This window comes from Chitinophaga pinensis DSM 2588 (assembly GCF_000024005.1).
Taxonomy (GTDB): Bacteria; Bacteroidota; Bacteroidia; order Chitinophagales; family Chitinophagaceae; genus Chitinophaga; species Chitinophaga pinensis.
The window spans coordinates 4817446-4839915 of the sequence record NC_013132.1; the positions used below are offsets into that span (position 1 = coordinate 4817446).

Consider the following 22470-nt stretch of genomic DNA (forward strand, 5'->3'; position numbering starts at 1 on the left):
GGCCGGTTGGTTTAACCCTCCCATTCCTTATCAGGGAATGCAGAGGCGTGTTTTAATAGATGGTGAACCTTTTTTACATCCCTGATGGATATACCCAAGTATTTTAATATGCCTCTGAACTTTCCTTCCAGTTCGTACTGGCCCTTGTGTAACCAGAAGTCAGGCATATCGTGAAACTCAAAAATGACTACGGGAATGAGCTCTTCTCCCTTCTTTGGTTTGTCGTTCTTATATTGCTTCATGGCTTGAAGTTTAGGAGTGATTCAGGAATAGGGCACCAAAACTCAACTGTTGGAGTAAACTCAGACTCATAGCTCAGATAGAATCCTTCTCTTTTTTCATAAAGACAAATCGCTACCTCGTTATCTTCTTCAGGGATTAGTGCTAAAAACGGAACTAATTCTTCGGGGAGTTGCTCTGTTACCGGTATCCACTTCGGCTGAGCTGCTTGAAACCCGGCAACGAACGCATCGCCTATCGCCTTTGTCGCTGTTTCGTCTGAAAGGGTAGAGCAGTACTGGACTGCCATATCGTGTGCTGTCTGAGTCATACCTGTTTGTTTAAGAGTTCTTCCAGCGCTTCGATCATAATGAGGCATTCATTGGGGCTGCATGTAATGGCGTCTTCATCATCCATGTTGTCTACAGAAGGGTCAATATTGATGTCTTTTAACTCCTTGAGTAGATTCTGTCTTGCTACGCGGGTTTTATCCGCTAATTCTTCTTTGCTCATTGTTTTTGATTTAAAAGGTGAGAGTGTTCGTAGATATTTCCGACTACAAACGTATATGTCAACTGGGGATCGCGTGATATATCGCCTTCATTCAATGCCCACATACCATCAGAACATTCCACTGCGAACGATGCCGTGGCGGCAATCCATACTACCTTACCAGAGTGTCCCTTTTCGGATTGAAGGATGTCGCCTTCGTATATCTCAACACCGTTCTTATCTTTAATACCAGTGTATTGCATAAGGACGGCAGTGGGTCTTTCGTTCCATTCATAGATTTCGTCTGTGTAGTGCCCGCCACGATCTACAAATCTGACATCACGTGTTCTAAGAAGGAACCCGTTACAGGAGAACTCAAAACTGACGTCTTCTGATTCTGAGTTAATTATTCCTCCTAACTCCTGAACAAATGCGCGAAACTTAATCTCTCTGTTTTTCACTGTTCTTTGCCCGGCATATCGCCGCCGGAGGCGTTTAACTGAATATGAAGTATATGCAGATTGATACTGCGGCAGCTACTATGGCGACCTGTAATGCACCAATATCAATGCTGCTATCCAAATGGGCGCTGAATGCTCTTTTAACTGAAGCCTCAGTTGTCAGGCGGCGAGGATTGATCTCATGGAATGACCGATCGCTGATAGTGAAGGTCTCACCATGTAGCAGCCAGTATTTGCCGGTCCACTTTGCCACATGCATTTCCTTGTCGTTGGGCTGCAGCTTCACCCAGTAGTACCCTGGTTCACGGTTCATGGTGTAGGCTTTGAAATATATAATATAAAGGAGCTGAAACCAATCAATAGGGCCATCATTATCCAAAACATAAAGTTCCTTTCCTTGCGAGCCTCGTCTACCATTTCGCTGTACCTGTCATTCTCTTCTTTCAGGAATTGTATGTATGGATGGTTGCCCCGGTTCTGCGTTTCCAGCGCCTGCGTGAGTGCGGAAACCTGCTTGAGAAGCTCCTCGTTCTCGGCAGCTAGGTTAGTAGGGACGGTGATGTTTATCCCTTTGTATTGGCAGTTATTGCACATTTTTGTCCGGTTTATTGGTCAATAAATTTTCTGGGATCAACTTACTGGCTTCTAAAAGCCTGATTAATAAATCTGCCCTTGCTGCTACTTCGGTTGGGTGCCAACCAGCTTCAAGATGATTCTTACCACCAACCTCGCTATATCCTACTGAATGTCCCTTCCAGCAGTACCTGTGGTACCAAGCATAATGTGCACCATCTGGCATGTCGAATGGTAGCATCTCCCCAAGTTCAGCGACTGTAAAAGCGGAGAAGCTTTCTCCACCTTCCGGATCTACTGTGAAGTATCCATTAGGTATTATTTGCCAACCGGCGCCGTTATGTACATGATAGAAGACGCTTTTCTGTTCGATCCCTAATTCGAACAGCTTTTCTGCCTGTTCGAGAGTGATTACTTGCTCTGATAGTTTCATTGTTCTTTTTTGTTACGTGATAGTTTATGTCCCCTGTCTGCTCCCCACTGGTGATGATCCTCGATGTAGTTGTTACAGTGGAAGCAGGCAGGTTCCCAGTACCGTTCATCCAGCAGGAGATCAATCGAAGACTTCCCTTTCCGATGGTTTACACACTGTGCGGCGCCCGTACACCCGGGTGCTCTGATCACGCACTGTTTACCCTCCCAGAACAACCGGCTTTTCGGGAAGTACTCCCGGTTCGCCCGCTGCCGCTTCTTACTGTACTGCTGGATCTTTACCCGCTTCTTCTCTTTAGGTTGCTTGCCGGATAGCTTTAGCTGCTGTCGGTAGTTCAGGTAGTCGCTCATTGTTCACTGTTTACGAGCTTATCCAGCTCTTTGATCACTGTTATTAATTGAACCTGATACGTTTTTCCTGTGGCTGGTTGTAATTGTATATGTCTTCTATCAAACGCATGTATTGGGACTTACTGGTACAATTAACCATCTTTGATGATTGATATGTGAGCTTTTGTATGAACTTGTCAAACTCAAAACCTTCTGTTGAGAGTGCATGGATAAATGCGAAGATGAATGATCGGCGTTTGAACCCGGAGTAATATGGTTCAATTTGGTATATCTTCATTGCCACATCATTTGCCCATTCTAAATCCTTAACGCCAAATGTCCCCTTCTGGAAGTCTTTCTGGCTGTCCCCATTACCGTTGTAAAGTTTTCCAGACAACAAAGCGATACACTCACTGTTACTCAACTGCCAGCGATCCTTGAATTGTTTATATACTTTATAGTGATGATAATTCATTTCCACATAAGTGTTGAGGAAGTCGTCCAGCGTCCAGGTCTTATTTGTCATATTGGCCTTTTGCGTCTGCGTGATGCCCAGCCCATCAACGACTATGTAGTAAACAGGTAGCTGAAGTTCTTGTCGGGCCTGCAGGCGGTGTTGGCCATCAATTACTTCATTTTTCTCATTTACAACAATGGGAATCATCAGATCCTCTTCAGATATAGACTCCTTGAGTCGTTTTACATGATTCAAATCCACCTTTCTATTCCCCAGTATTTTTTTAAACTGAGTGTAATCTGAGGTCTTGAGTACTTTGGTTGTAATTGTTTTCATTGTTAAATGTTCTTTTCAAGTTCTATAATCACTGTTTTGTAGTTTTTTACCGTGAATCTTAGCACCCTCCACCCTAAAGCTTGGGCGGCGTTCAGCTTATCTGTATCACCTGTAAAACCTTCTAGGGTTGTGTGTCTACTTTTGGCACTTACCAGACCATCATACTCAATTCCGATTTTCTTGTCCGGCAGAGCAAAATCAAACCGCCACTTTCTAACGGGGTGGAATCGCCATTCACGTTCTACCATGATCCCAGTTTCCAGAGCCCATGCCGCCAACTGACCGCCCATCCACAATACCTGGTGACACGGCGTGCTCGGTACCCGCTTCTTACGGTTTTTATGCGGCTTCTCCAGGTCATCAATAACTTGCATGTTCAGCGATGCTGCTTTGCTGGACTTCAGCTGCTGGACGGTGAAGTTGGTTCGTTTCATGAATCAAGTGGTTGATAACCCAATTGAATAGCCGCTTTCGCATTATCTCTGATCCTTACTTTTAGCAGGTTGTCGACGCTCACCTGGAAGTATTCAGATAATTTTACAAGCGTTTCATATCCTGGAGAACTTCTGCCTCTTTCCCAGTACCGGAAAGTTGCTTTGTGCACACAGAACATATCAGCCATATCCTGTACGCTTATTCCTCTTAGATGGCGCAGGTAGGTAAGGTTGTCGCCAAAGGTTATATTAACACTCATACATTGAAGATTTTATGCTTCCCCGCCTGCTTCCACTGGTCAAACAACCTCAATAGAGCAATGCGCTTGGCGTATGATTTAACAAGATTTTGTTCCTGAACCGGTACCTGGTCGTTGAGGTAGGCGTCAATCATATTCAGCTTATTTTTCTTCTCCTCTCGATCTATTGCTGGTGCGCCCAGCTCACTGTCACGCTTTGCCTGTGCTTCCTGAAAGATGGCCTTCTTGTCATCGGGGCTCAATGGTACAAGATTGAACTTATCCAGAACATCATACACCATCCATGCATATTCCAGTGACGCGCTTGAGAACTCCTTATTCAGGAACTTTCGGTAATATTCGTTTGCAAATTCCCTGTCGTTCATATCAATTTCCTCCTGTGTGGGTTGTGGCTCTTCCATCGAAATACGCTGTTCGTTAATCTTACTGGCCAATTTCTTCCTCTTTTGCATGTACTGATATAATACCTTGCCTGCGTGCTCGATCGTCAAATTTTGGCCATATAGTTCGATCTTTTCCGGTAACTCATTAGCTGCGTTAAGAGTGAAAGCCAGGGAAACCTCTCCGGGGGTGAGCATACTGTAGTGAGCCAAAAGGAACTTGTTGAACATCTTGGAAAACTCTGTTGCCGTCCCTTCATCCACTTTCAATCCAGTAGTAAGACAGATCTCTTTGAGCGCATTACTCACCTGGGACACAAGAGACTGGGCCGGCAGGTCCTTAATCCGATCGCTGGAGGCGTGCTGCTTCATCCAAATCTCTGATGATGTCAGCAGTAGCGGCGTCAATTGCTTCGATGCTTCCCGTAACTGTTTGCTTTCTTCCTGATCCATGAGACTTAGCTTTTTGTTCGTCGTTACGATGCCAACTGGCGATGTAATTATTAGCCAAGGGTGGCCATTGCGCTATTGGAGACATGCCATTCATCCAGTTTACGCTTTCCCATTTGTTCCAAAACCCGTGAGCCATCTCTTCGGTGCCACCGGCGCGGCGGAAGAATTCCAATACCGCTTCGATACACGGTCCTTTGTTTTGGCGCGGCGGGGGGGGCGGCGGAACCGGGGGGGCATTAGCTTCGCTTTGGTCTTTAAGTTCATCAGCCTCTCTTTCTGGAATTTCTTGCGCGCGATACACTCCCTTCCCTTCCTTTCCTTTCCTTTCCTTTCCTGTCGTCCTAGGCGTTTCCTCGGTGTTTCCAAATGTTTCCTCAGTGTTTCCTCCCTGTTTCTCGCTCTCTTGAGCGGCGGTCTGAGGGGCTGGAAATTCGCTATGGGAAAGCGCTTCGGAGCCGGTAATCCTCTGGTGTTTCGTGAAATTGTTCACCTGAATCACTTTCATTTCGCCAACTTCATATCTTTCAATGAAGCCTGCACTTTGAAGCCGTGCCAGATCGTTTTCAATGTTCACGTTGTCGTAAGGAAAGATTTCTGCCTTTATCCTCTTGGGGCGATCATGCATTCTTCCCTCTCTGTCTGCCAATGTCCACAAACCGATGAAGAGTAATCTAACCATGGCCGGAAGCTCAGCTAACTCCTCATTCTTAAAAAAGTCTGGTTTTATAGTTCTTATCCTGGCCATGTCTTATCGTTTACGCCTCCGGCTGATACTGAATTAATGAATACTCCTTGACTACCTGCTTGTTACGGGTCTTAACCCATTTTGTCACTATCACGTGACCCATATCCCTGATCTCGGATATGCGGGCGGAAAGCCTGGTGCATCCGAACTGGGTAATAGCTTTTAGGGTCGTAATGGTCTTCCCTTTGAGTAGCCATTTCAGGATCTTATCCCGTTGACTGGCTATCGATTTTTTGTTGGCTGGGTGAATACGGTTCTTTTTCATCGGACGGAATTTTGTTGTTAATCAATTAGCTGCTGCTTGCTGCCGATCTTTCCCTTGGTGCCTTTGCCCCACTTCTTTCCGAGCTTGCGGCGGGCATGAGGTTTGAAAATGTGGTTGAAGACGGAAACGATCGCTTCGTGGTGCTTTTTGGTGACCGGATCTAGGAGATGGTAGATTGCTACTCCTTTCCTGGTGATAAGGTCAATGACCTTCCTTTCGACTGATTTACCTCTTACTTGGTAGGTAAATGTCTGGCCGATAATGCTGTTCATTGTTCACTGTTATTAAAGGTGGTGTAATTAGATGCCCAGGAGTTTCGAGATCAGGCGCAAGTCGTTGACGCATCGGCAGGTGCCCTGATACACATCGTTCTTTGTGCTATCCCATTCAGATATCGCACCATTATATGATTCAGGTGTCTGATCTTCACGTACTATGACAATAGACATGTCGTTCTTTATGTAGAGGTGTAAAAATGTACCGTCGTTGACGATTCTGAAATATGACTGCGTGCCTGGCTGCTTTAATACCCATCCTTCCGCCTCTATCTGCTCCTTGGTGAGGTAGGGAACGCGGACGTGTTTTGTCAATTTACCCTTTTGAAGAATTGAGGTAATGATAGTGACACTGATAATGCCTTCGTATAGAATCCAGGATTTCTTAAATACGTCAAATAGTTCACAGTCCATTCCTATTCTAATGTCCTCAAATTCCGGCGTGTAGTACTTCTGTTCTTCCATTACTCCTCGATTTCGATTGTGTGTTTTTGTATTCCCAACATCCTGGGTTCTTTCGCCCATTCACGAGCGATATTATCAGCGTCTGCTTCAACTGTTGACATTTGAGAAGCATACCTGCCCCATTCGTTTTGACAGCTGACAAAGTAATAAGTGACCTTCTTTGGTGCCATGACTATAGCCTTATGAAAATTTCTGCCGTTCTCGCCGTATGCAACCCCACGATCTGTAACCAATATGATGTACTGGTGCCCGCTTGGCTCTGTCATTTTGATTACATGAACCTTTGGATCAGAATCTGGTTCTCGTATTAAGGTTGCCAAGTAGCTACTGGTATCATTCGGGTATTCCTGGAGAATAACAGGATCGCCCTGTTTTGCCCTTTCAGGATCGAATGGTTTATAATTCATACCTCAATTTTTTCAGGTGGTTGATTAAATATTCTGCTGGAAGTTCACGGTCCTCATTTCCTCCTTCAAGGCGGATATGACAGTCCGGACAGCATCAATCGTGTGGACAATAGTCCGGGTACACCGTTCCGCCAGGTCATACTCGTACTCTTCCTGTTCACACTTGACCGCGGCATACTCCTTGGCTAATGACGGGGTAATTTTCAATCCGGATGCAGCCTTGCTGAAAACAAACGTCTCGTATGCCCTGGCTTTCTCCTTGTTGAGGTTCTTCTTTGCGTATGCCATCTGCTGCCCAGCGAATGCCAACCATCCGGTGAGAGTGAAGATGTAGTCATTGAGAACAGGTATGTTGTTGTAGTTCTCGTACTTGGTACCCTCAATGGTGGTGAGAATACCTTCTAATTGAGCTGTCTGGACTGTCATAAAACCTTTGTTTTACAGAGATTAATTACTTTTCTGCACTGCTCTTCGTCAAACATACCGATGTGGGTAAGATCTTTCGGGATATCCATGGATGAAGAAAGCCACTTGTACGCGTTTTTCCTGGTCATCCCTTTTTGCTTCCAAAGCTGATCGAAATGTGAGTGAGCTTCTTTTTTCAGGTTCCTCAGCGTAGCATTTGCCACCCTACCAAGGGCGATATCGGTGCCCTTATGTACTCCACAGTAAGCGTTGCATGGTCGGCAGAGGTAGATCATCCCGTAGGATAAAGCATATATCTCTGCACTGTCAACGTATACTGTTTTTCGGCCACAATAAGGACACTTTTGCCCACTGAGCACCGGATCTGACACTCGTTTCATCGGATTTGCAGGCTTTTCTTTTCTTCAATAGAAGCACCAGGGATTTTAATACCAGCCTTCAATTGATCTTTTATCCTTTCTTTGCTGGCGGATGGTATGACATTGAAGACGGACAATACATCCTCCGTAATACCTGCTTCGGCAGCTTTATCAGCCAGTTCAGGATTAATATTGAAGTTTACCTTTACGTACTGTAGGATATTGTCAGAGAAGTTTTCCAGGAGTTCCACAGGTGATGACTTATGGTACGAGATCTTGAGCAATTCGCTTTCAACCTTATCGTATCCGAATTGCTTCATACCCTCGTCAATTATTTTACGAAACAGGTCGGCACGTTTGTCGGCCTTTGATTTAAGCGACTGCAAGCGTTTAATCTCTGCCGCAATTACATCCGATTCCGCGTCCAGCTTCTTGATCACGAAGCCGTAGCTGATTACTTTAGACTGGAAGTCCTCCTGGGAAAGCTGGAGCTTGGCGAGAATCTCTTCAGTAAGTTCACCCTCATTATCCTCTATTTCTGTAAGGAGTGACAGGTGTTCCTGTCTTATATTGAACAGCGACTTTCTAGTCTGCTTGGCAGGGGTAGATGTTATACCCTGCTGTTCCAGTTCGAAAAGGTCTTTACTTGACGTCATGATTTAACTGTTTTGGGTTGATGGTGCGAGTTTCTTGAATTTGGAGGTGATAGCAGCATATACCTGCTTGTCTTTGTTGATCAACTCTTTATACATCTGCTTGATAGTAGACAAATCGTTGATCTCAGTAGCTTTGTTGATAAGATCAAGACACTCTTCTTTCATCAATAGGTTAGGGTCTTTAACTTCGGGTGTTTCTTCTTCAGAGTCCTTCTTCTCTTCAGTTGGAATCAGGAACATCTGCATGAGGGTGTACTTGAGTGCTGCTGACATTGCCTTATTCAGGCCTTTATCGCCACTATCCATTGCTTCACCTGGCATTGTACCCTGAATATTGCTTCCGTCCTCAGCAGTGAACGTAAACCTGACTTTAACCAGTGTCCATATCAGCAGACCGCCATTCTTACTCGGGCGTTCTTCTCTGGTCATATCGATCACTTCAGGAAGAATGAACACACCGTTATCTGAAAAGTGTGAGTGTAGCTCATTGTATATGTCATCAATACCCCTGAACTTGTAATTCTGCTGCGGGTTGGTACGGTCTTTACCAATCGGAGATATGCTTTTGAGAATCTCAAGCATTTTTTTATGAATAAGTACTTGCTTTTCCATGTTTTGATACTATTCAGGTTTAACGCCAGTGATTTCGGTGAATATCTCCCATGAGAAGTTGGGCAGGTCGAAGAACGCCCGACGGCTTTCAGCGGACCAGTTATGCCATTTGTTCTGGAATGCTTCCTTGAATGGAATATCCTTTAGGTAGCCTTCTGCAGTTTTGTGAGACGGGTATTTCTCTTTCTCAGCATCTGACATGTGGGAAGAGGGTACCCATTGTTTGGTATCCACTTGGCAGAGAAGTGAATATGCCTTGCTTTGTTTGAATTGATGTTCTGTCCAGTTCGAAGGCTGATTGAATATAGGGAAGGGTGCCTCTCCGGTGCAGAATGCGCCGGTGTTCCTGTAGCCGGTGTTACTGTATCCGGTGTTCCTGTCGCCGGTGTTCCAGTCGCCGGTGTTCCTGTAGCCGGTGTTCCTGTAGCCGGTGTTCCAGTCGCCGGTGTTCCTGTAGCCGGTGTTCCTGTCGCCGGTGTTCCAGTCGCCGGTGTTCCTGTAGCCGGTGTTCCTGTCGCCGGTGTTCCAGTCGCCGGTGTTCCCAAAACCAGTATTTCCGACTCCCTGGTTGACAAACTTCAGTACTTCTTCCCATGTTAACTCACGAACAAGTGTTATATCGGAACAGGCACTTTTATCGTTGCCATGTACAATATCACCCGAAGCTTCTATTTCAAACACTCTGTTGTCGGACGTGAATTCATAGTAATTAAAGCAATGTGCTGGTGAAACACAGAAATGAAAACCGTTTCCACACAACTCAACTTGACCCGGTTGGTTGTACGTTTTGCCTAACTCGTACTGGTACCCACGACACCGCATGTCGTTATCGGTCACCTTGTATCCTTTTATAATTTCTTTTTCCATACCTTTGAATTGAGTATTTATTTACTTATTTAATGGGTGGCTCTGTGTTCGCGCACAGAGCCTTTTAATATCTTTAACGTGGTTTACCATCTTTCTTTTTCTCCTGATGCCATTTTCATTTCTACGCTTACCTTGTAGGTATTTTGCATACAGCTTACTACACCGTCAACGACAGCTTTAGCAAATGATGTAACTCCCTTTTTGGAGGATATTTCTTTAATGACTGCGGCTCTGATCACCTCCGTGTTTTCCGACGCCCATTTAATCATCTCTTCTTTCGCCGCTGCATGGATTATGTTTCTGAATACTATATCCATGAAATTGTATTTGTTATCGTAGCTGGAGTTGCTGACAACGCCCCTGTCGTCTACCTTTTGGTTAAGGCATTGTGCTACAATAGCTCCTACAACCTTTTCTGGATCTCCCAAGGCACGTGTAAGCGCCCCCTTTATCTCGCTTTCAACGAGAGGTTTTAGCAAGTCAGGATTAAGATTAATTGAGCCTAATGATGTGTTTGACATTGTAGAATTTTTATATTGATTAAATAGTAATTGTTCACTGTTCTATAAAACCCAGGCGGTGTACTTACTCATTAAGACAACTGGTGAATAATATTTACCGCCTGGGAGTGCATTCTTAAAACCTGCTTCAATCATGTCCATTAGTGCGTGTGTGGGGTGGCTTCATGACTGAGATAATGACTATTTCATAGAAAGAACTATTTGGTGATGCGCCAACGTTTGCAGGTAGAAGGCTGATAACCTATTTCGTTTTCGTGCTCTGAACAGCAGTTAAACAAGGTGGCCAGTGTTCACGGTAACTGGCTCTAATACCGCCTACTTCGTCGCAGGATTCCCGGTGTTCGGTCCGGCACGGCATGTTTGGTCTGCCAACCTTAAAACATCGGGGCCGTACCGCGAATCAGCGATCAATGATAGATTCTTGGTACCCCCTGGTGGAGCGGCAGGGAATCGAACCCTGACCGAGAGTAACCCCTTATTCTCTATGCCCGTACATCACCGCCCCATCATACGGTTATGCCGCAGCGTAATAGTTTTCTATCTGAAAGAGATCTCCAGGAACGATTATGAAACCAATAGCCGCCAGTGCTTCGCCTCTACTGCCATACTGAATGGCATCATTTACGTTGGGTACCCACTCCAGCAGACCTGCTCTGTCATCCTTGAGGTAGGTCATTACCCATTTGCCATCCACCTGATTGGTGGCTTTAACGATGAATATTTCTTTCATTTGATAGTGTTTTATCGAGCCAGGAACAGGGGTCGAACCTGCAACCATCTCCTTACAAGGGAGCTGCACCGCCAATTGTGCTATCCTGGCATTTGCCGGCAGGCCATCCGGCGTACAATAAACCTCCATCAATCAGTTTCAATCTCTCGGCCTGTGTTCACTGTTACATATATAAAACCAGCTGTGAAGCTGTAATCCTCTTTGTAATTGCCAGTCCAGGAATGAACCGGCGTTGCCTAGAATTCCACGTTATGAAAAACTACAGAGGGTGGGGGAGTTGGGAAGGCTATGGTTATGACAAAGGCAATCCCTATCCCCCAATTGTATGCGGTACTTAGGTAGACAAGTAAGCCATGATAGCTACCTTTTCCCGCAATATGTTTATTCAAAGAACTTCAGTTTAACCAGCTATCCTTTGATAGCATATCCGTCACATCTATCTTGAGCTTTGGCCAGTGCTCAGGTCTATCTGGCTTTCTTCCTTTAGACATCCACTCTTCCACTTTCACGCCATACTCGTAAATAGACTTCAGGTTAAAGAATTGACACCACCTATCAGCAATCTTCTCGTAATCGTTCTTTTTCGTTCCTCTAGGCCAGAAGCCAACTTTCTTTAACTCGTAGAAGGGAACGTTATCTTCAATGAACTGTCTCAATTTTAACTTTGCCGCTTTGTCCATACAGTGTTTTGAAAAATATCCGGTAGAGTAGAAACCCTTCCAGGTTCGGGAAACCTATACCTATGAAATAAAATCTTTAGAGTAACCCAGTGAGTCGATACAGACCAGGGGCGTATTTCCTACAACTGTTCGTATTAAATTACCTTACGAAGTATCTCACCACCATCACCGCCACTGCCAGATATATCAGGAAGCCAATAGTCATTATTGCCCAATCCCGACGGTTTAACCAGATTGCTCTCTTCTTCCACTCTTGGGGTGATCGTCGTCGAATAGTGTTGTATGCCATACAATGCTTTTATAAAGATTTCAAGTGCTTTTCGGCTTGCTCGGTCAGAGAATACAGCTGTCAGCAGCACATTCCCATACTTATCTTTCGCTGTTACCGTGCCTTCCATGTCAGTTCATTTGCTCTTCCAGAACCAGTAGTTCCCCGCCTTGACACAGGACAAACCTGTGATGACCAGCAACGAAATAGTAACTATCATCGTCCTCAATTTGCTGTAATGAACTTGGTTCGATCACTTCCTTGGTGGCTACAAGACCAACTATGAAGACTAAAGCCGCTGCCACGCTGAATAGTATGTATCTCATAACCTGGAGTTTTCAGTCATCCACTTATCGAATTCGTCGTACCAAGGCTCCGGTTTGCGCATCCACCTGCAGAATGACTTCCAGATGTGCTCAAAGAAGAGTACCACGCAGACCAGGCCAATCAGTATAGTCAGGGCCATGAACTTAACCAGCTTGCCCCAGGGAGCCAGTATTGCTATCAGGGTAACCACCGTGACGAATGCGCCTACAACCAGTGGTGCCGTTTTAAGTAGAGATAAAAGCGTTATCATTTGGTAAGAGGTTTATTACGTAAAGTTTTATCTGTGGACTTAATGACAACCCGGTGCTTTCTGGTGTCGTAATAGAGGCAATCATCAGTTTGAAAATTGAACAGGTCGAATACCTCTAACACAGTGCCTTTATTTGTGAGCATCCCTGGCTTTAGTTCTAATGTGTCATTTATTTTTTTCGCCATGTAGGTAAGAGTAAAAGGTGAATGAATGTGGTTTAAAGGAACCGGACTATGCGACCAGAGTCCGGGTTTGGCTGTGATTGTCCTGTGAATGTTCGAGAATGCAATAACTTTTCTCCTGCTCCGCTTGAATGGCCTTTGCACGTCTATACCCGTTAATGAAGTCTGATTCCTCAACCTCTGTCAGTGTGCTGTAGGAGCCAAGAGCTAGGTCAGATGGAACGTAGCTAAGCCATGAACTTGTGCCGTCGTAGGATATAGATACCGATATAGCGCGTTCAGGATCTAATATGCCGATAAAGTGATTTTCGAAGTACCGGAAGTAGGTAGGGTATTTGGTAACCAGCTTCCCGTTCTTTTCTGCTGAAACAGCGAATGAGTTTGCCATGGTAATAGGTTTTAGAAAAGGTTGAGTAGTAGTAGAAAGAGTTTAAATCCAGCGTGAATGAGGTCGTTTATGCCTAGGTATATCATCCAGCACAGTAGCAGTGCCATTGAGACCAGCAGGGCGAAGATTACCTTAATCACTTGCCGTATCTTGAGAAGTGACGGCCAAGGCCTTTAATGAAGGCTACGATTGCCAGAACTACCGCCCCTGCTGCCAGGGTGAGCATAATGCCAAGGAATATCTGAGGAATAATCGTGTTCATTGCTGTATTTTGATAAGGTGAATGAAAGGTTTGAAAGGGTGGGGCCGAAGCCCCGGTGAATTACTCGATTCCGATTTCTTCAGGTCTGAAATTCATTTCCTGAAAGGCTCCGTCGCATTCAAGCCATAGCTGGTCAGGTGTAATTCCGTTAACCTTTGCAAGTTCAACCACATCAAGCGCTGACGCCTTTAATTCTTTACGAGTCAAGAATCCGAACACACGGTTCGTGTTCTTGTACTGAATGGACAACTGTCTAATCTTGTCAATGAAACTGTCGATTTTCAGATTGTAGGAAAGTGGATTTGTCATTTTAAATAGGTATTTGAAGGTTTGAAAATGAATGATTAAGCTTCGTAGATGCCGGCAACCTCTGTTTCCTTGAATTCTGTCACCTGGCCGGTTGGGAACTGAGCCTGTACGCTCTCTTTGCTCTCTGCAAATCCTTCCCAAGAAAGGTCTGTTCCGTTTGATACACTGTAGTACTTCATGATCGTGGATGTTTATTTGGTTAAGAGTGATTGTTTCTTTTCCTTGGCCTCCTTCTTCTTCTCGGCAATCATCTCAGCGGCCAGATCAATCAGTGACTGGTTCCAGTGCTTATGTTCTGGGTCGAACGCCGTCACAACTGTGTTATAATGATACTCACTGCGCTCTTTGACATCTTTCAGAATGATACCCATGTTTTTAAGCTGCTTGCGGATCGCTCTCTTTGCTGCTTTGCGTTCTGTTAGTGATTCTGCGATTATCATTTTGCGTATATTTACTGTTGTTATTACCGTGTCAATCACTGTATCTTTGCGTTGACAATACAATATTACAGAAAAATATCGGTAACATCCAAGTATTTTCACAGAAAGTTTTCTATATTTTTCAGTATAATTGATAACTAATTGAAAAAGAGGTGTTAATTGCAGGAGTAGACGTCCTGTAAAATCAAACCAATGAGCGTAAAAGACAGGTTAATTAAGTTTCTTGAGCAGGAGAATATCAGCCAGGGAAAGTTCGAAAAGCATGTTGGCCTTTCGAATGGGTTTGTTAATAACATAGGTGCCGGGATAAGTACTACTTCTCTGACTAAGATCAGAAGTAAATATCCCAGCTTGAATGTTCAATGGCTATTAAAAGGTGAGGGGGAGATGTTACAGAAAAATACAGAAGATTTTAACCTTGGGGAAGCAGTTAAAAAGACGGAGGCAACAGTGGAAGTCATTCTGGCTGCTGTCGCGGAACTACTGGCGCGATCAACTGGTCAATCTTCGACGATTGTGAAAGAGCAATTGGAAGACCTGGTAAACAAACGGTTAAACCCTTCCGAATAGACACAATTAACGGGAATGGTTGAGGCTGGATGGTGATTTGCTTTCTTTTTCTGTTCTTCATGACGTTCAGTTGTATGGTAATGGACAAATAGATAAGGGGGTTCGTGTAAGTACACCGAAGTTGACCGATATTCACGCAGTATATCTGCGTTGTAACATGTGATGTTGTGCCATTAACCAGCAGTTAACAATATATACCACATATGAAACTATTCACATTACTATTATTTGTTGTTATACCTATTATAGCCCAAGCTCAGGAGGGGCCATATAGTCACCTTGTAATACAAGATGGGCAGGTATTGTTCGAGGAGATCTATAAATTGGACAGTGTAGCATCGGAAGACGTGAAACTAAGATTATCCCAGTATGTGCCTGGCATAAAAAACCTTGTTGATTACCATTTAGAAGGGGATGTTATTACCGCTAGGTTTTCTGGTGCGATGATAGATTATAGGAAATATGGTGGCAAGTGGGGTAATACTGCTGTTTATTTGAATCATCCCTTCAGTGCTAATATTAACATAGTTTGGAAGGAAGGAAAATATAAGGCGGCCGTAACCAATATAGTGTTTCATACGGCAGGATTCGGAGATGTATATGCAACAGAGCTATTATCTAAAGGTAAGTCCGAAAGAAAGTGGTTGACAGGGAAGATGGCCGTACAAGCTGGGACATATATAAATGACTATCTATACGATCAGTTTGTGCTTAAGGAGAATAAAAAATGGTAGTTATCTCCTCTGCGCACCCGGTATCTGTGATGTATGACAAGTAGTATTTACCCGCAACGTTGTATTGAGATATAATAAGAGATATGTATTTAATGTATATAGACGAGAGCGGCGATATAGGATTGCCGCCATCAAGCCCCACACGTTATTTTATATTATCAGCCATTATCATTCATGAGTTAAGGTGGAAGGACACTTTAAAGGATTTGGTATCCTTCAGGAGAGATCTACGGGATAAGAAGGGGCTCAAATTAAAGGAGGAGATACACTGTACCGACTTCATTAATCGGCCAGGTCCTTTGGTTAGGATAAAGCGAAATGATCGACTAGATATAATCAAACAGAGCATAGATTGGCTAAATTCGCAGCCCGATCTTAGCGTATTTTCTGTGGTGGTAGATAAGCAAGGCAGGGCGCTTGGATATGATGTATTTGAAGCGGCTTGGAATGTTCTTCTTATGAGGTTCGAGAATACCCTTAGTTATAAGAATTTCCCTGGCCCCCGTAATCCAGACGATCGGGGCATCGTATTATCTGATAATACAGATGGAGGCAAGCTTAGGTCACTTATTAGGAAAATGAGGCATTTCAATATGATACCCAGCATGTATGGGACAAAGGCGCGGAACCTGCAACTACAATACGTTATTGAAGACCCTGTACTAAGAGACTCCCAGTATTCTTTTATGCACCAGATGAATGATGTAGTGGCCTACTGTGCCAAGCAGATGTATGAGCCGAACAGCTATATGAGAAAGAAGGGAGGGCATAACTTTTACAAGAGGCTGAGTAACGTCTCTTTAAAGGTCGTGAGTAGAAAGAATTCGTTTGGGATAGTGGAGATATAAAAAAGGGGGCCAAAAGGTCCCCGGGGGAATCCTACTTGCTTAGGGGGCGTCAGCCCGGCCACTAGGGCGTTTCAGATTCCTCGTGAATTTACAACTTTAGTATAAATTGGCAAAAATATCTTCGAATAAAATATGATGAAAGAGGATTTCAAGATAGGCTTACGCCGGCGTTATCTGGCGGTATTTGATGAGGTAGTCAGGGATAAGGGTGTCACAGATAAGGAGATTTGCCGGGTCATCGGAATAGCGGCTACCCAGGTATCACAGATGCGATCAGGAAACAGGTTTCCTACAACGGAGCAGGTAATGGACCTGTGCGATGCTTTTGGTTACGATCTGGCATTCATCATAAGGGGGAAGGATAAGAAAGCCGATAGATTGCCGGCGGATGGTGTAACATTGGAAGATGTATACAAAGAGCTGCAGGAAGTCAAGCAGGCACTAAGCGGCGCGAAAGGTAAGAAATAGGGGTGGAGGGCCTCTATATTTTTTTGCCTATAAGTTGCCAAATAGTTAATTAATTGCCATATCTTAGCATGAGTTTGACCGGTATTTACCGGGCGGTTCGGATATATAGTTGTTACGAGTATCTGCTACAGATGTCGATGATTAAGAAAATTCGCGCATGTTATCTCCGTTGGGCCAAGTATGACCACGGATTATCCTCCACTGATATTGACTTTACTGTTAAAGTCGACGAATTCATCAAAGAACTTAATGCGGCCAAAGAACTGGGCTTAGTCGATGGAAACGGCTGGCTGAGTCTCCGTATTGTCGAAAATTCGCAACCGGAGGGTCTTGGGAAGTATTCCCATAAGTTAAAGATTGTATCCTGATGCATGTGTAAGAAGCAGCGACATCCGCACAAATTGGAGGCGCATGGCCATATACTCAGCCTAAACAAGAGTTTCGGCATACCAGAGAAATGGATGCGCGTTTACTGGTGTGCGGAGTGCGAGTCTTACCATATAGCACGGAAGAAGGAGTATCGCAAGCGGATATCCATATTGATGAATCAGTTCAAAGCGATGTTTTATGGCAAAAGGGAAAATAAAGGCACCGGGGATTAAAATTGCTGATTTACCCCCCATGTCAACCCCTGATTTTGAAACCGAAGACATTCTCAAGGTAGAGCATAAATACTCGATCAAAGGTGCCGGCGGACGTCCGCCTTTATATGAAACCCCTGAAGAATTATCTGCCGCAGTTGATGCCTATTTCATCTATTGTGAGGGAGAATTCCATATAGAGACTGAAGTAACCGTAAAGAAGAAGAAAGGCAAATCCGACAATGACGAAGACGACGACCAGGATGTGTCGACCCATGAGAAAAAGGTTTGGGATCGTTGGCCGGAAGCTCCTACCGTGACAGGGCTTACCTTGTTCTTGGGGTTTGCGCATCGTCAGAGTTTGGATGATCAGGAGGAGCGCGGCGCAGAGTTTTCTGACATAATTAAAAGGGGGCGCCTTAGAGTAGAGCATGGATATGAAAAGCGTCTTTTCCATGACAGGCCTACCGGGGCAATTTTCGCTTTGTCAAATATGGGGTGGAAGAACCAACATCAGTTTGACCACACCACGAAGGGGGATAAGATATCATCTCAAATGGATGTGTCGAAGCTGTCCGAAGACGATCTGGTGAAACTGGCGGAATTACAATCAAAAGTACGTGGCGAATGATTTACTCCATATCCCAAGAATAGATATACTGGTCGAACTCTTCAAAAGGAGGAGGTTCGACCCTTTTGTTATTAAGGATGGTAAAAAACACCTGAAGCAGGAGCAGTCTCTTTTCATTTTGACCGACAAAGAAACAAAGGAGTTTGCCTACGGAGGTGCTGCAGGTGGTGCTAAATCGTGGACTGGTTGTGTATGGTTGGTAATGGCCTGTTTGGCTTATCCTGGTACCAGGTGGTTCATAGGCAGGGAAGAGCTAAAGCGTTTGAGGGCATCCACCTATCAGACCTTTCTGAAGGTATGTAAGGCTTACGGGGTGAACAAAGATAATCACTGGGACTATAACGGTCAGGATCACTTCATCCAGTTTCATAATGGGAGTAGGATAGATATGCTGGACCTGAAGTTTGTGCCGCGTGACCCTTACTACGAGCGGTATGGTTCGGTAGAGTACACCGGCGGATGGATCGAAGAGGGCGGAGAGGTGAATTTCGGGGCATACGATACGCTAAAGTCCAGGGTGGGTCGTCATCTGAATGATAAGTATGGATTGCTGGGTCGGATATTCGTTACACTTAACCCGAAGAAGAACTGGTGTCACACTGTATTCTGGAAGCCATTTAAGGCGGGGCAGCTGCCGGACAAGGTGAAGTTCCTCCAGGCTTTGGTACAGGATAATCCGTTCATCGATCCTGGCTACATAGATAATCTCATGTCAATCACTGATAAGGTGAAGAAGCAGAGGTTGCTGTATGGAAACTTTGACTATGATGATGATGATAATGCACTGATGGAATATGACTCAATTAATGACATATTCACCAATGAGTTTGTTGTTGAGGGTAAGAAGTACATCACAGCTGATATAGCTCGCTTCGGTAGTGATAAATCGGTGGTAATGGTGTGGAACGGCCTTCGTGTAGTTGAGATTCGGAAGTTTGAGAAGATGCGGACCACTAAGGTCGCTGACGAGATTGAGAAGATACGGAATAAGTACGGCATACCTCTATCTCATGTTGTTGTGGATGAAGATGGCGTCGGGGGCGGTGTGGTAGACAAACTGGATGGCTGTCATGGGTTCGTTAATAACAGTGCTCCGATTGATAATCCACAGGATCAGCAACAACAGAATTATAAGAACCTGAAGAGTCAGTGTTACTACATGCTGGCAGAGAGGATAAACGATCATAAAATATTCGTCCGCTGTGATGACTATGAAATGCGAGAGCTCCTATCAGAGGAGTTGGAACAGGTGAAGAAGTGGGACGCTGATAACGATAAAAAGCTGGAGGTTATGCCAAAGAAAGTGGTGAAAGAGCTGCTGGGCAGGTCACCGGACTATTCTGATACATTGATGATGCGGATGTTTTTTGAGCTTAAACCAGAGCAAAGGTGGCAAATATTCTAACTAGGCTATTGGGTCCCTCCCAGAAGGATCTCGCCGAGATGGCAAATTCATATATGCAGCAATGGCTGAATAATCGTGGTCCGGTGTTTACGCCTGTTATGCCAATATACCCCAAGGTTGGCCAAAAAGAGGCTGTACAAAAGGGGTACTGCGATAATACAGACATATTCTCCATAGTGAGCAGAAAGGCCCGCATGGCCGCCGGAATTCCGTTCTATGTGTACAAGGTAAAGAAAGAAGGAAAGAAGGCTTTCAGGGAGTACAAAGCCTTGATGTCTGGGGAAAAGATGACCATGGAGTCATTGGCTATGGCAAATGTGCTGAAAATAAAGGCAATGGAGGAGGTGGAGGATACCAATGGCATAAGTCAGCTTCTGCAGCGACCTAACAAAGACCAGAGTCAAACGGAGTTTCTTGAGCAGGTTTATGGCTTTCTGGAAATCACTGGGAACAGTTATATCTGGAAGGAAAAGTTATCAATGGGAGCTAACGAGGGTAAGCCTATAAGTATGCACTCGGTGGCCAGTCAATACATGACCGTAGTTCCAGATGGGACATTCCCGGTTTCTGTATTGGGATATATGTACTTTCTCTGGGGGGAAATGGGACTGCAGAAGAGTGAGATTATCCATATGAAGTACCCAAACTATGATTACCAGCCAGATGGTTCTCATTTAATGGGCCTTTCCCCATTGCAGGCCGGACATAAGACGATGGCGCGATCTGATAGTGAAGAGGATAGCGCTACCGCTCAATTCCAGCATGGAGGACCAGCCGGTATGTTTTATAATGAATCCATGGCGCCTACAGAACAGAACATGTCTCTGGTGGGTGGATTGAAGAAGAAGTGGGAGGCAGAAACGTGGGGCAACAAGAATCGGGGTAAAATTCTATTCTCACCTGGTAAGGTGGGCTATGTACAGGCTGGATTATCTCCGGTCGATCTTCAGATACTGGAATCTGGAAAGTGGACCTTCCATAGACTGTGCAATCTATGGCATATGCCGGCGGCCATCTTCAATGAGACTGAGCACGCTACTATGAGCAATATGGAGCAGTTCTATAAGGCTGCTTATACAGATGGCGTTATCCCATTGGTCATCAAGCTAAGAGACGCCCTCAATGCATCATTACTACCTGACTTTGGTGATCCTGGGGAATACTTCATTGATGCCGACTTTTCTAATATACCTGTTCTCCAGCAGGACATGAAGACGCTCACGGAGTGGATGACAAACTCTTGGTGGATCACTCCAAATGAGAAGAGGGAAGCGCAGAAGTTCGGCCGACTGCCTGATCCAAATATGGATAAAGTGTGGATGCCAACAGGGCTGGACATGATGGATAATATGTCAGCAACACCGGATCAGATTGATCAGGATGTTATCGATTTGGCGAAGTCAGGGCTAAATCCATATAAGTAATACTTTTCTGTTTATTCTTACGCTGTAACAATATCATTTTTTGTTTAGATAGTATTGATGTATGATAGGATATGAAGCTACTCCCAGGATCACTAGTCACCATTCCTGGCAATCTGCACTACCTAAAGTCGGGATAGGGATCACGACTCACAACCGATATGATACTTTTCTGAAGTCTTACCAACAGATCAAGCGGATGTCGCCGTTACTGTTTAAGATAATTGTAGTGGATGACGCCAGTAGTCAAAGAGTGCCGGAAGCAAACTACCGATTTGATAAGAACGTAGGTATTGCAGTAGCAAAGAATAAGTGCTTTGAGCTATTGGATGATTGTGATCATATCTTCCTATTTGATGACGATACTTACCCGGTAGATCCTTCCTGGTGGGTACCTTATGTGGAATCTGGACAACCTCACCTGATGTACATATTCCCTGACTTTGCTACCGGTAAGAAGCTAAATGACACTGCTCTGATCTATGAGGATAGTAAACTGCGTGCCTGGTCTCATGCTAGGGGAGTAATGTGCTACTTCCGAAAGGAGTGTCTGGATAAAGTGGGTGGCATGGACCCTGTGTTTGGTCGGTGGGGATGGGAGCATCCGGATCTCAGCAATCGTATATTCAATGCTGGCCTGACCAAGTTCAAATATGCAGATGTTGCCGGCAGTGAGAAACTGTTTTATTCGGCTGATGAACACCAGGCTGTAAAGAGTACGGTAACTGGGGCAGACAGGACAGCACAGATCAAGCGTAATGAGGCTATTTACGAACAGCGCAAATCGTCTGCGCAGTATGTGCCATATAAAGATAAGCGCAATGTAGTGCTCACGTCTTACTTTACAACGTTGGCTGATCCTCAGCGAGGAGTAACCTGGGAGTTTGATAGCTCTCAGATTGTGCCATTGGCTATTTCGTGCGCAGGTGAGGCCTCGTTAGTGATACTGTATGATGCCCTACCAGGTACAGCCAACAAAGCAGGTGGCGCTATCGGTGATGATAACTCACCGATACATCACCTGCTTTGGCGCCGTGTTAAAACATCCATTAATCCGTATTTCCAGCGCTGGCTTTCTTACTATGAATACCTGGTAGATCACCGCGAGGAGATAGACAAAGTGTTCTGTGTGGATGCGACTGATGTGGAGATGCTGAAGAACCCATTCCCACATATGCAGCCTGGCATCCTGTATACTGGGGACGAACCCGGACAGATAGCCTGCGAGTGGATGTTACGCCACCATCGTGCACCGGTGCTTATTGACTTCTTCAAGCAGTATGCAACCAGGCAGATTGCGAATGCTGGGCTTCTTGGTGGCGACGTGGAGACTGTGATCAAATTCTGCAAGGCCATGGTTGATTTTTACTGTGAGTGTGCCTCTGACGCTTTCCACAAAAAGCAGGAGGGACCCGGAGACACTGATATGGGCGCATTCAATTACATCGTATACACAAAGTTTGGCTCGATATCTCGCCATGGCCGGCAAGTGAACACCCGGTTCAAGGCGAACGAGCGTAATGATATTTCTTGGTGGAAACATAAGTAGTG

General features: G+C 44.8%; 38 protein-coding genes, 1 tRNA gene and 1 pseudogene. 8 read left to right on the top strand and 32 right to left on the bottom strand.

From position 1 onward, the window contains the following. Positions 1 to 11 precede the first annotated feature (11 nt). The 32 genes and pseudogenes from CPIN_RS19070 to CPIN_RS19230 all read right to left on the bottom strand — a co-directional run bounded on the left by CPIN_RS19070 (position 12) and on the right by CPIN_RS19230 (position 14261). A complete protein-coding gene (locus CPIN_RS19070) occupies positions 12 to 242 on the bottom strand; it encodes a hypothetical protein (RefSeq protein ID WP_012791474.1) in 231 nt (76 codons plus the stop codon). Further along, positions 239 to 550 carry a DUF551 domain-containing protein gene (locus CPIN_RS19075; RefSeq protein WP_012791475.1) on the bottom strand — a complete coding sequence of 104 codons (312 nt, stop codon included), beginning with the start codon at positions 548 to 550 and terminating at the stop codon, positions 239 to 241. Before CPIN_RS19075 ends, CPIN_RS19070 begins: the two co-directional genes overlap by 4 nt. Beyond that, a complete protein-coding gene (locus tag CPIN_RS19080; protein WP_012791476.1) occupies positions 547 to 732 on the bottom strand; it encodes a hypothetical protein in 186 nt (61 codons plus the stop codon). The genes CPIN_RS19075 and CPIN_RS19080 overlap by 4 nt, the downstream gene beginning before the upstream one ends. Further along, positions 729 to 1172, bottom strand: a complete 444-nt coding sequence (locus tag CPIN_RS39465; protein ID WP_012791477.1) for a YopX family phage-derived protein — start codon at positions 1170 to 1172, stop codon at positions 729 to 731. The genes CPIN_RS19080 and CPIN_RS39465 overlap by 4 nt, the downstream gene beginning before the upstream one ends. A 34-nt stretch (positions 1173 to 1206) precedes the next feature. Further along, positions 1207 to 1485, bottom strand: coding sequence for a hypothetical protein (locus CPIN_RS19090; RefSeq protein ID WP_012791478.1), 279 nt, complete (start codon positions 1483 to 1485; stop codon positions 1207 to 1209). 270 nt (positions 1486 to 1755) lie between these two features. Next, entirely contained in the window at positions 1756 to 2178 is a 423-nt protein-coding gene (locus CPIN_RS19100; RefSeq protein ID WP_012791480.1) for a hypothetical protein, read from the bottom strand. Next, positions 2175 to 2528, bottom strand: a complete 354-nt coding sequence (locus CPIN_RS19105) for a hypothetical protein (protein WP_012791481.1) — start codon at positions 2526 to 2528, stop codon at positions 2175 to 2177. The genes CPIN_RS19100 and CPIN_RS19105 overlap by 4 nt, the downstream gene beginning before the upstream one ends. A gap of 43 nt (positions 2529 to 2571) precedes the next feature. Continuing rightward, positions 2572 to 3300, bottom strand: a complete 729-nt coding sequence (locus tag CPIN_RS36795; protein WP_012791482.1) for a ParB N-terminal domain-containing protein — start codon at positions 3298 to 3300, stop codon at positions 2572 to 2574. Positions 3301 to 3302: 2 nt separating this feature from the next. Then, positions 3303 to 3734: a putative endonuclease domain-containing protein gene (locus CPIN_RS19115; protein ID WP_012791483.1), complete on the bottom strand. Its 432-nt coding sequence runs from the start codon at positions 3732 to 3734 to the stop codon at positions 3303 to 3305. Beyond that, the gene (locus CPIN_RS19120; protein ID WP_012791484.1) at positions 3731 to 3994 is read right to left on the bottom strand and encodes a helix-turn-helix domain-containing protein; all 264 of its coding nucleotides are present in this window, start codon (positions 3992 to 3994) and stop codon (positions 3731 to 3733) included. The genes CPIN_RS19115 and CPIN_RS19120 overlap by 4 nt, the downstream gene beginning before the upstream one ends. Next, positions 3991 to 4746, bottom strand: a complete 756-nt coding sequence (locus CPIN_RS19125) for a hypothetical protein (RefSeq protein ID WP_012791485.1) — start codon at positions 4744 to 4746, stop codon at positions 3991 to 3993. Before CPIN_RS19125 ends, CPIN_RS19120 begins: the two co-directional genes overlap by 4 nt. After that, on the bottom strand, positions 4715 to 5572 hold the full coding sequence (locus CPIN_RS36800; protein ID WP_012791486.1) for a hypothetical protein: 858 nt from the start codon (positions 5570 to 5572) through the stop codon (positions 4715 to 4717). The genes CPIN_RS19125 and CPIN_RS36800 overlap by 32 nt, the downstream gene beginning before the upstream one ends. A 10-nt stretch (positions 5573 to 5582) precedes the next feature. After that, the gene (locus tag CPIN_RS19135) at positions 5583 to 5837 is read right to left on the bottom strand and encodes a helix-turn-helix domain-containing protein (RefSeq protein WP_012791487.1); all 255 of its coding nucleotides are present in this window, start codon (positions 5835 to 5837) and stop codon (positions 5583 to 5585) included. Positions 5838 to 5854: 17 nt separating this feature from the next. Then, positions 5855 to 6109, bottom strand: coding sequence for a hypothetical protein (locus tag CPIN_RS19140; protein ID WP_012791488.1), 255 nt, complete (start codon positions 6107 to 6109; stop codon positions 5855 to 5857). Positions 6110 to 6136: 27 nt separating this feature from the next. After that, positions 6137 to 6577, bottom strand: a complete 441-nt coding sequence (locus tag CPIN_RS19145) for a hypothetical protein (RefSeq protein WP_012791489.1) — start codon at positions 6575 to 6577, stop codon at positions 6137 to 6139. Then, entirely contained in the window at positions 6577 to 6984 is a 408-nt protein-coding gene (locus CPIN_RS19150) for a hypothetical protein (RefSeq protein WP_012791490.1), read from the bottom strand. The genes CPIN_RS19145 and CPIN_RS19150 overlap by 1 nt, the downstream gene beginning before the upstream one ends. Positions 6985 to 7008: 24 nt before the next feature. Continuing rightward, positions 7009 to 7410: a hypothetical protein gene (locus tag CPIN_RS19155; protein ID WP_012791491.1), complete on the bottom strand. Its 402-nt coding sequence runs from the start codon at positions 7408 to 7410 to the stop codon at positions 7009 to 7011. Continuing rightward, positions 7407 to 7790: a DUF3268 family zinc-finger domain-containing protein gene (locus CPIN_RS19160; protein ID WP_012791492.1), complete on the bottom strand. Its 384-nt coding sequence runs from the start codon at positions 7788 to 7790 to the stop codon at positions 7407 to 7409. Before CPIN_RS19160 ends, CPIN_RS19155 begins: the two co-directional genes overlap by 4 nt. After that, entirely contained in the window at positions 7787 to 8425 is a 639-nt protein-coding gene (locus tag CPIN_RS19165) for a siphovirus Gp157 family protein (RefSeq protein WP_012791493.1), read from the bottom strand. The genes CPIN_RS19160 and CPIN_RS19165 overlap by 4 nt, the downstream gene beginning before the upstream one ends. Before the next feature lie 3 nt (positions 8426 to 8428). After that, positions 8429 to 9037 carry an ERF family protein gene (locus tag CPIN_RS19170; RefSeq protein ID WP_012791494.1) on the bottom strand — a complete coding sequence of 203 codons (609 nt, stop codon included), beginning with the start codon at positions 9035 to 9037 and terminating at the stop codon, positions 8429 to 8431. A 9-nt stretch (positions 9038 to 9046) separates the two neighbouring features. After that, a complete protein-coding gene (locus tag CPIN_RS19175) occupies positions 9047 to 9904 on the bottom strand; it encodes a DUF7666 domain-containing protein (protein ID WP_012791495.1) in 858 nt (285 codons plus the stop codon). A gap of 83 nt (positions 9905 to 9987) precedes the next feature. After that, complete coding sequence (locus tag CPIN_RS19180; RefSeq protein ID WP_012791496.1) at positions 9988 to 10425, bottom strand: hypothetical protein; 438 nt, start codon at positions 10423 to 10425, stop codon at positions 9988 to 9990. Positions 10426 to 10857: 432 nt separating this feature from the next. Continuing rightward, positions 10858 to 10930, bottom strand: a pseudogene (locus CPIN_RS38675). Positions 10931 to 10939: 9 nt separating this feature from the next. Continuing rightward, positions 10940 to 11155: a hypothetical protein gene (locus CPIN_RS19185; protein ID WP_012791497.1), complete on the bottom strand. Its 216-nt coding sequence runs from the start codon at positions 11153 to 11155 to the stop codon at positions 10940 to 10942. 17 nt (positions 11156 to 11172) lie between these two features. Then, positions 11173 to 11245: transfer RNA gene (locus CPIN_RS19190), tRNA-Thr, on the bottom strand. A 305-nt stretch (positions 11246 to 11550) separates the two neighbouring features. Continuing rightward, entirely contained in the window at positions 11551 to 11835 is a 285-nt protein-coding gene (locus CPIN_RS19195) for a hypothetical protein (RefSeq protein ID WP_012791498.1), read from the bottom strand. Positions 11836 to 11969: 134 nt separating this feature from the next. Beyond that, a complete protein-coding gene (locus tag CPIN_RS19200; RefSeq protein ID WP_012791499.1) occupies positions 11970 to 12233 on the bottom strand; it encodes a hypothetical protein in 264 nt (87 codons plus the stop codon). Position 12234: 1 nt separating this feature from the next. Then, positions 12235 to 12429: a hypothetical protein gene (locus tag CPIN_RS19205; RefSeq protein WP_012791500.1), complete on the bottom strand. Its 195-nt coding sequence runs from the start codon at positions 12427 to 12429 to the stop codon at positions 12235 to 12237. Positions 12430 to 12911: 482 nt separating this feature from the next. After that, positions 12912 to 13250 (bottom strand): hypothetical protein, encoded by a 339-nt coding sequence (locus CPIN_RS19220; RefSeq protein ID WP_012791503.1) that lies wholly within the window; start codon positions 13248 to 13250, stop codon positions 12912 to 12914. Positions 13251 to 13572: 322 nt separating this feature from the next. Beyond that, positions 13573 to 13821 carry a hypothetical protein gene (locus CPIN_RS19225; RefSeq protein ID WP_012791505.1) on the bottom strand — a complete coding sequence of 83 codons (249 nt, stop codon included), beginning with the start codon at positions 13819 to 13821 and terminating at the stop codon, positions 13573 to 13575. Positions 13822 to 13856: 35 nt separating this feature from the next. Next, the gene (locus CPIN_RS39010; protein WP_012791506.1) at positions 13857 to 14000 is read right to left on the bottom strand and encodes a hypothetical protein; all 144 of its coding nucleotides are present in this window, start codon (positions 13998 to 14000) and stop codon (positions 13857 to 13859) included. A 12-nt stretch (positions 14001 to 14012) separates the two neighbouring features. Beyond that, complete coding sequence (locus tag CPIN_RS19230; protein WP_012791507.1) at positions 14013 to 14261, bottom strand: hypothetical protein; 249 nt, start codon at positions 14259 to 14261, stop codon at positions 14013 to 14015. Positions 14262 to 14453: 192 nt separating this feature from the next. Between CPIN_RS19230 and CPIN_RS36805 the strand changes: the two genes are divergently transcribed. From CPIN_RS36805 to CPIN_RS19275, 8 genes are all read left to right on the top strand, one after another. Next, positions 14454 to 14831: a hypothetical protein gene (locus tag CPIN_RS36805; RefSeq protein WP_012791508.1), complete on the top strand. Its 378-nt coding sequence runs from the start codon at positions 14454 to 14456 to the stop codon at positions 14829 to 14831. Positions 14832 to 15034: 203 nt separating this feature from the next. Further along, on the top strand, positions 15035 to 15565 hold the full coding sequence (locus tag CPIN_RS19240; RefSeq protein WP_012791509.1) for a hypothetical protein: 531 nt from the start codon (positions 15035 to 15037) through the stop codon (positions 15563 to 15565). Between the two features lie 83 nt (positions 15566 to 15648). Next, complete coding sequence (locus CPIN_RS19245) at positions 15649 to 16413, top strand: DUF3800 domain-containing protein (RefSeq protein ID WP_012791510.1); 765 nt, start codon at positions 15649 to 15651, stop codon at positions 16411 to 16413. A 132-nt stretch (positions 16414 to 16545) separates the two neighbouring features. Continuing rightward, positions 16546 to 16881 carry a helix-turn-helix domain-containing protein gene (locus CPIN_RS19250; protein ID WP_044219183.1) on the top strand — a complete coding sequence of 112 codons (336 nt, stop codon included), beginning with the start codon at positions 16546 to 16548 and terminating at the stop codon, positions 16879 to 16881. A gap of 567 nt (positions 16882 to 17448) precedes the next feature. After that, positions 17449 to 18093, top strand: coding sequence for a DNA-packaging protein (locus CPIN_RS19260; protein ID WP_012791513.1), 645 nt, complete (start codon positions 17449 to 17451; stop codon positions 18091 to 18093). Then, positions 18083 to 19498, top strand: coding sequence for a phage terminase large subunit (locus tag CPIN_RS19265; RefSeq protein ID WP_012791514.1), 1416 nt, complete (start codon positions 18083 to 18085; stop codon positions 19496 to 19498). The genes CPIN_RS19260 and CPIN_RS19265 overlap by 11 nt, the downstream gene beginning before the upstream one ends. Then, the gene (locus CPIN_RS19270; protein WP_012791515.1) at positions 19483 to 20922 is read left to right on the top strand and encodes a phage portal protein; all 1440 of its coding nucleotides are present in this window, start codon (positions 19483 to 19485) and stop codon (positions 20920 to 20922) included. Before CPIN_RS19265 ends, CPIN_RS19270 begins: the two co-directional genes overlap by 16 nt. Positions 20923 to 20983: 61 nt before the next feature. After that, positions 20984 to 22468 carry a glycosyltransferase family 2 protein gene (locus CPIN_RS19275; protein ID WP_012791516.1) on the top strand — a complete coding sequence of 495 codons (1485 nt, stop codon included), beginning with the start codon at positions 20984 to 20986 and terminating at the stop codon, positions 22466 to 22468. Positions 22469 to 22470: the final 2 nt, after the last annotated feature.

What these genes read in the sequence shown, in the direction of transcription:
- CPIN_RS19070 (WP_012791474.1), bottom strand. Translation starts at nt 242, where the DNA reads ATGAAGCAATATAAGAACGACAAACCAAAGAAGGGAGAAGAGCTCATT.
- CPIN_RS19075 (WP_012791475.1), bottom strand. Translation starts at nt 550, where the DNA reads ATGACTCAGACAGCACACGATATGGCAGTCCAGTACTGCTCTACCCTT.
- CPIN_RS19080 (WP_012791476.1), bottom strand. Translation starts at nt 732, where the DNA reads ATGAGCAAAGAAGAATTAGCGGATAAAACCCGCGTAGCAAGACAGAAT.
- CPIN_RS19090 (WP_012791478.1), bottom strand. Translation starts at nt 1,485, where the DNA reads ATGAACCGTGAACCAGGGTACTACTGGGTGAAGCTGCAGCCCAACGAC.
- CPIN_RS19100 (WP_012791480.1), bottom strand. Translation starts at nt 2,178, where the DNA reads ATGAAACTATCAGAGCAAGTAATCACTCTCGAACAGGCAGAAAAGCTG.
- CPIN_RS19105 (WP_012791481.1), bottom strand. Translation starts at nt 2,528, where the DNA reads ATGAGCGACTACCTGAACTACCGACAGCAGCTAAAGCTATCCGGCAAG.
- CPIN_RS36795 (WP_012791482.1), bottom strand. Translation starts at nt 3,300, where the DNA reads ATGAAAACAATTACAACCAAAGTACTCAAGACCTCAGATTACACTCAG.
- CPIN_RS19115 (WP_012791483.1), bottom strand. Translation starts at nt 3,734, where the DNA reads ATGAAACGAACCAACTTCACCGTCCAGCAGCTGAAGTCCAGCAAAGCA.
- CPIN_RS19120 (WP_012791484.1), bottom strand. Translation starts at nt 3,994, where the DNA reads ATGAGTGTTAATATAACCTTTGGCGACAACCTTACCTACCTGCGCCAT.
- CPIN_RS19125 (WP_012791485.1), bottom strand. Translation starts at nt 4,746, where the DNA reads ATGAAGCAGCACGCCTCCAGCGATCGGATTAAGGACCTGCCGGCCCAG.
- CPIN_RS36800 (WP_012791486.1), bottom strand. Translation starts at nt 5,572, where the DNA reads ATGGCCAGGATAAGAACTATAAAACCAGACTTTTTTAAGAATGAGGAG.
- CPIN_RS19135 (WP_012791487.1), bottom strand. Translation starts at nt 5,837, where the DNA reads ATGAAAAAGAACCGTATTCACCCAGCCAACAAAAAATCGATAGCCAGT.
- CPIN_RS19140 (WP_012791488.1), bottom strand. Translation starts at nt 6,109, where the DNA reads ATGAACAGCATTATCGGCCAGACATTTACCTACCAAGTAAGAGGTAAA.
- CPIN_RS19145 (WP_012791489.1), bottom strand. Translation starts at nt 6,577, where the DNA reads ATGGAAGAACAGAAGTACTACACGCCGGAATTTGAGGACATTAGAATA.
- CPIN_RS19150 (WP_012791490.1), bottom strand. Translation starts at nt 6,984, where the DNA reads ATGAATTATAAACCATTCGATCCTGAAAGGGCAAAACAGGGCGATCCT.
- CPIN_RS19155 (WP_012791491.1), bottom strand. Translation starts at nt 7,410, where the DNA reads ATGACAGTCCAGACAGCTCAATTAGAAGGTATTCTCACCACCATTGAG.
- CPIN_RS19160 (WP_012791492.1), bottom strand. Translation starts at nt 7,790, where the DNA reads ATGAAACGAGTGTCAGATCCGGTGCTCAGTGGGCAAAAGTGTCCTTAT.
- CPIN_RS19165 (WP_012791493.1), bottom strand. Translation starts at nt 8,425, where the DNA reads ATGACGTCAAGTAAAGACCTTTTCGAACTGGAACAGCAGGGTATAACA.
- CPIN_RS19170 (WP_012791494.1), bottom strand. Translation starts at nt 9,037, where the DNA reads ATGGAAAAGCAAGTACTTATTCATAAAAAAATGCTTGAGATTCTCAAA.
- CPIN_RS19175 (WP_012791495.1), bottom strand. Translation starts at nt 9,904, where the DNA reads ATGGAAAAAGAAATTATAAAAGGATACAAGGTGACCGATAACGACATG.
- CPIN_RS19180 (WP_012791496.1), bottom strand. Translation starts at nt 10,425, where the DNA reads ATGTCAAACACATCATTAGGCTCAATTAATCTTAATCCTGACTTGCTA.
- CPIN_RS19185 (WP_012791497.1), bottom strand. Translation starts at nt 11,155, where the DNA reads ATGAAAGAAATATTCATCGTTAAAGCCACCAATCAGGTGGATGGCAAA.
- CPIN_RS19195 (WP_012791498.1), bottom strand. Translation starts at nt 11,835, where the DNA reads ATGGACAAAGCGGCAAAGTTAAAATTGAGACAGTTCATTGAAGATAAC.
- CPIN_RS19200 (WP_012791499.1), bottom strand. Translation starts at nt 12,233, where the DNA reads ATGGAAGGCACGGTAACAGCGAAAGATAAGTATGGGAATGTGCTGCTG.
- CPIN_RS19205 (WP_012791500.1), bottom strand. Translation starts at nt 12,429, where the DNA reads ATGAGATACATACTATTCAGCGTGGCAGCGGCTTTAGTCTTCATAGTT.
- CPIN_RS19220 (WP_012791503.1), bottom strand. Translation starts at nt 13,250, where the DNA reads ATGGCAAACTCATTCGCTGTTTCAGCAGAAAAGAACGGGAAGCTGGTT.
- CPIN_RS19225 (WP_012791505.1), bottom strand. Translation starts at nt 13,821, where the DNA reads ATGACAAATCCACTTTCCTACAATCTGAAAATCGACAGTTTCATTGAC.
- CPIN_RS39010 (WP_012791506.1), bottom strand. Translation starts at nt 14,000, where the DNA reads ATGAAGTACTACAGTGTATCAAACGGAACAGACCTTTCTTGGGAAGGA.
- CPIN_RS19230 (WP_012791507.1), bottom strand. Translation starts at nt 14,261, where the DNA reads ATGATAATCGCAGAATCACTAACAGAACGCAAAGCAGCAAAGAGAGCG.
- CPIN_RS36805 (WP_012791508.1), top strand. Translation starts at nt 14,454, where the DNA reads ATGAGCGTAAAAGACAGGTTAATTAAGTTTCTTGAGCAGGAGAATATC.
- CPIN_RS19240 (WP_012791509.1), top strand. Translation starts at nt 15,035, where the DNA reads ATGAAACTATTCACATTACTATTATTTGTTGTTATACCTATTATAGCC.
- CPIN_RS19245 (WP_012791510.1), top strand. Translation starts at nt 15,649, where the DNA reads ATGTATTTAATGTATATAGACGAGAGCGGCGATATAGGATTGCCGCCA.
- CPIN_RS19250 (WP_044219183.1), top strand. Translation starts at nt 16,546, where the DNA reads ATGATGAAAGAGGATTTCAAGATAGGCTTACGCCGGCGTTATCTGGCG.
- CPIN_RS19260 (WP_012791513.1), top strand. Translation starts at nt 17,449, where the DNA reads ATGGCAAAAGGGAAAATAAAGGCACCGGGGATTAAAATTGCTGATTTA.
- CPIN_RS19275 (WP_012791516.1), top strand. Translation starts at nt 20,984, where the DNA reads ATGATAGGATATGAAGCTACTCCCAGGATCACTAGTCACCATTCCTGG.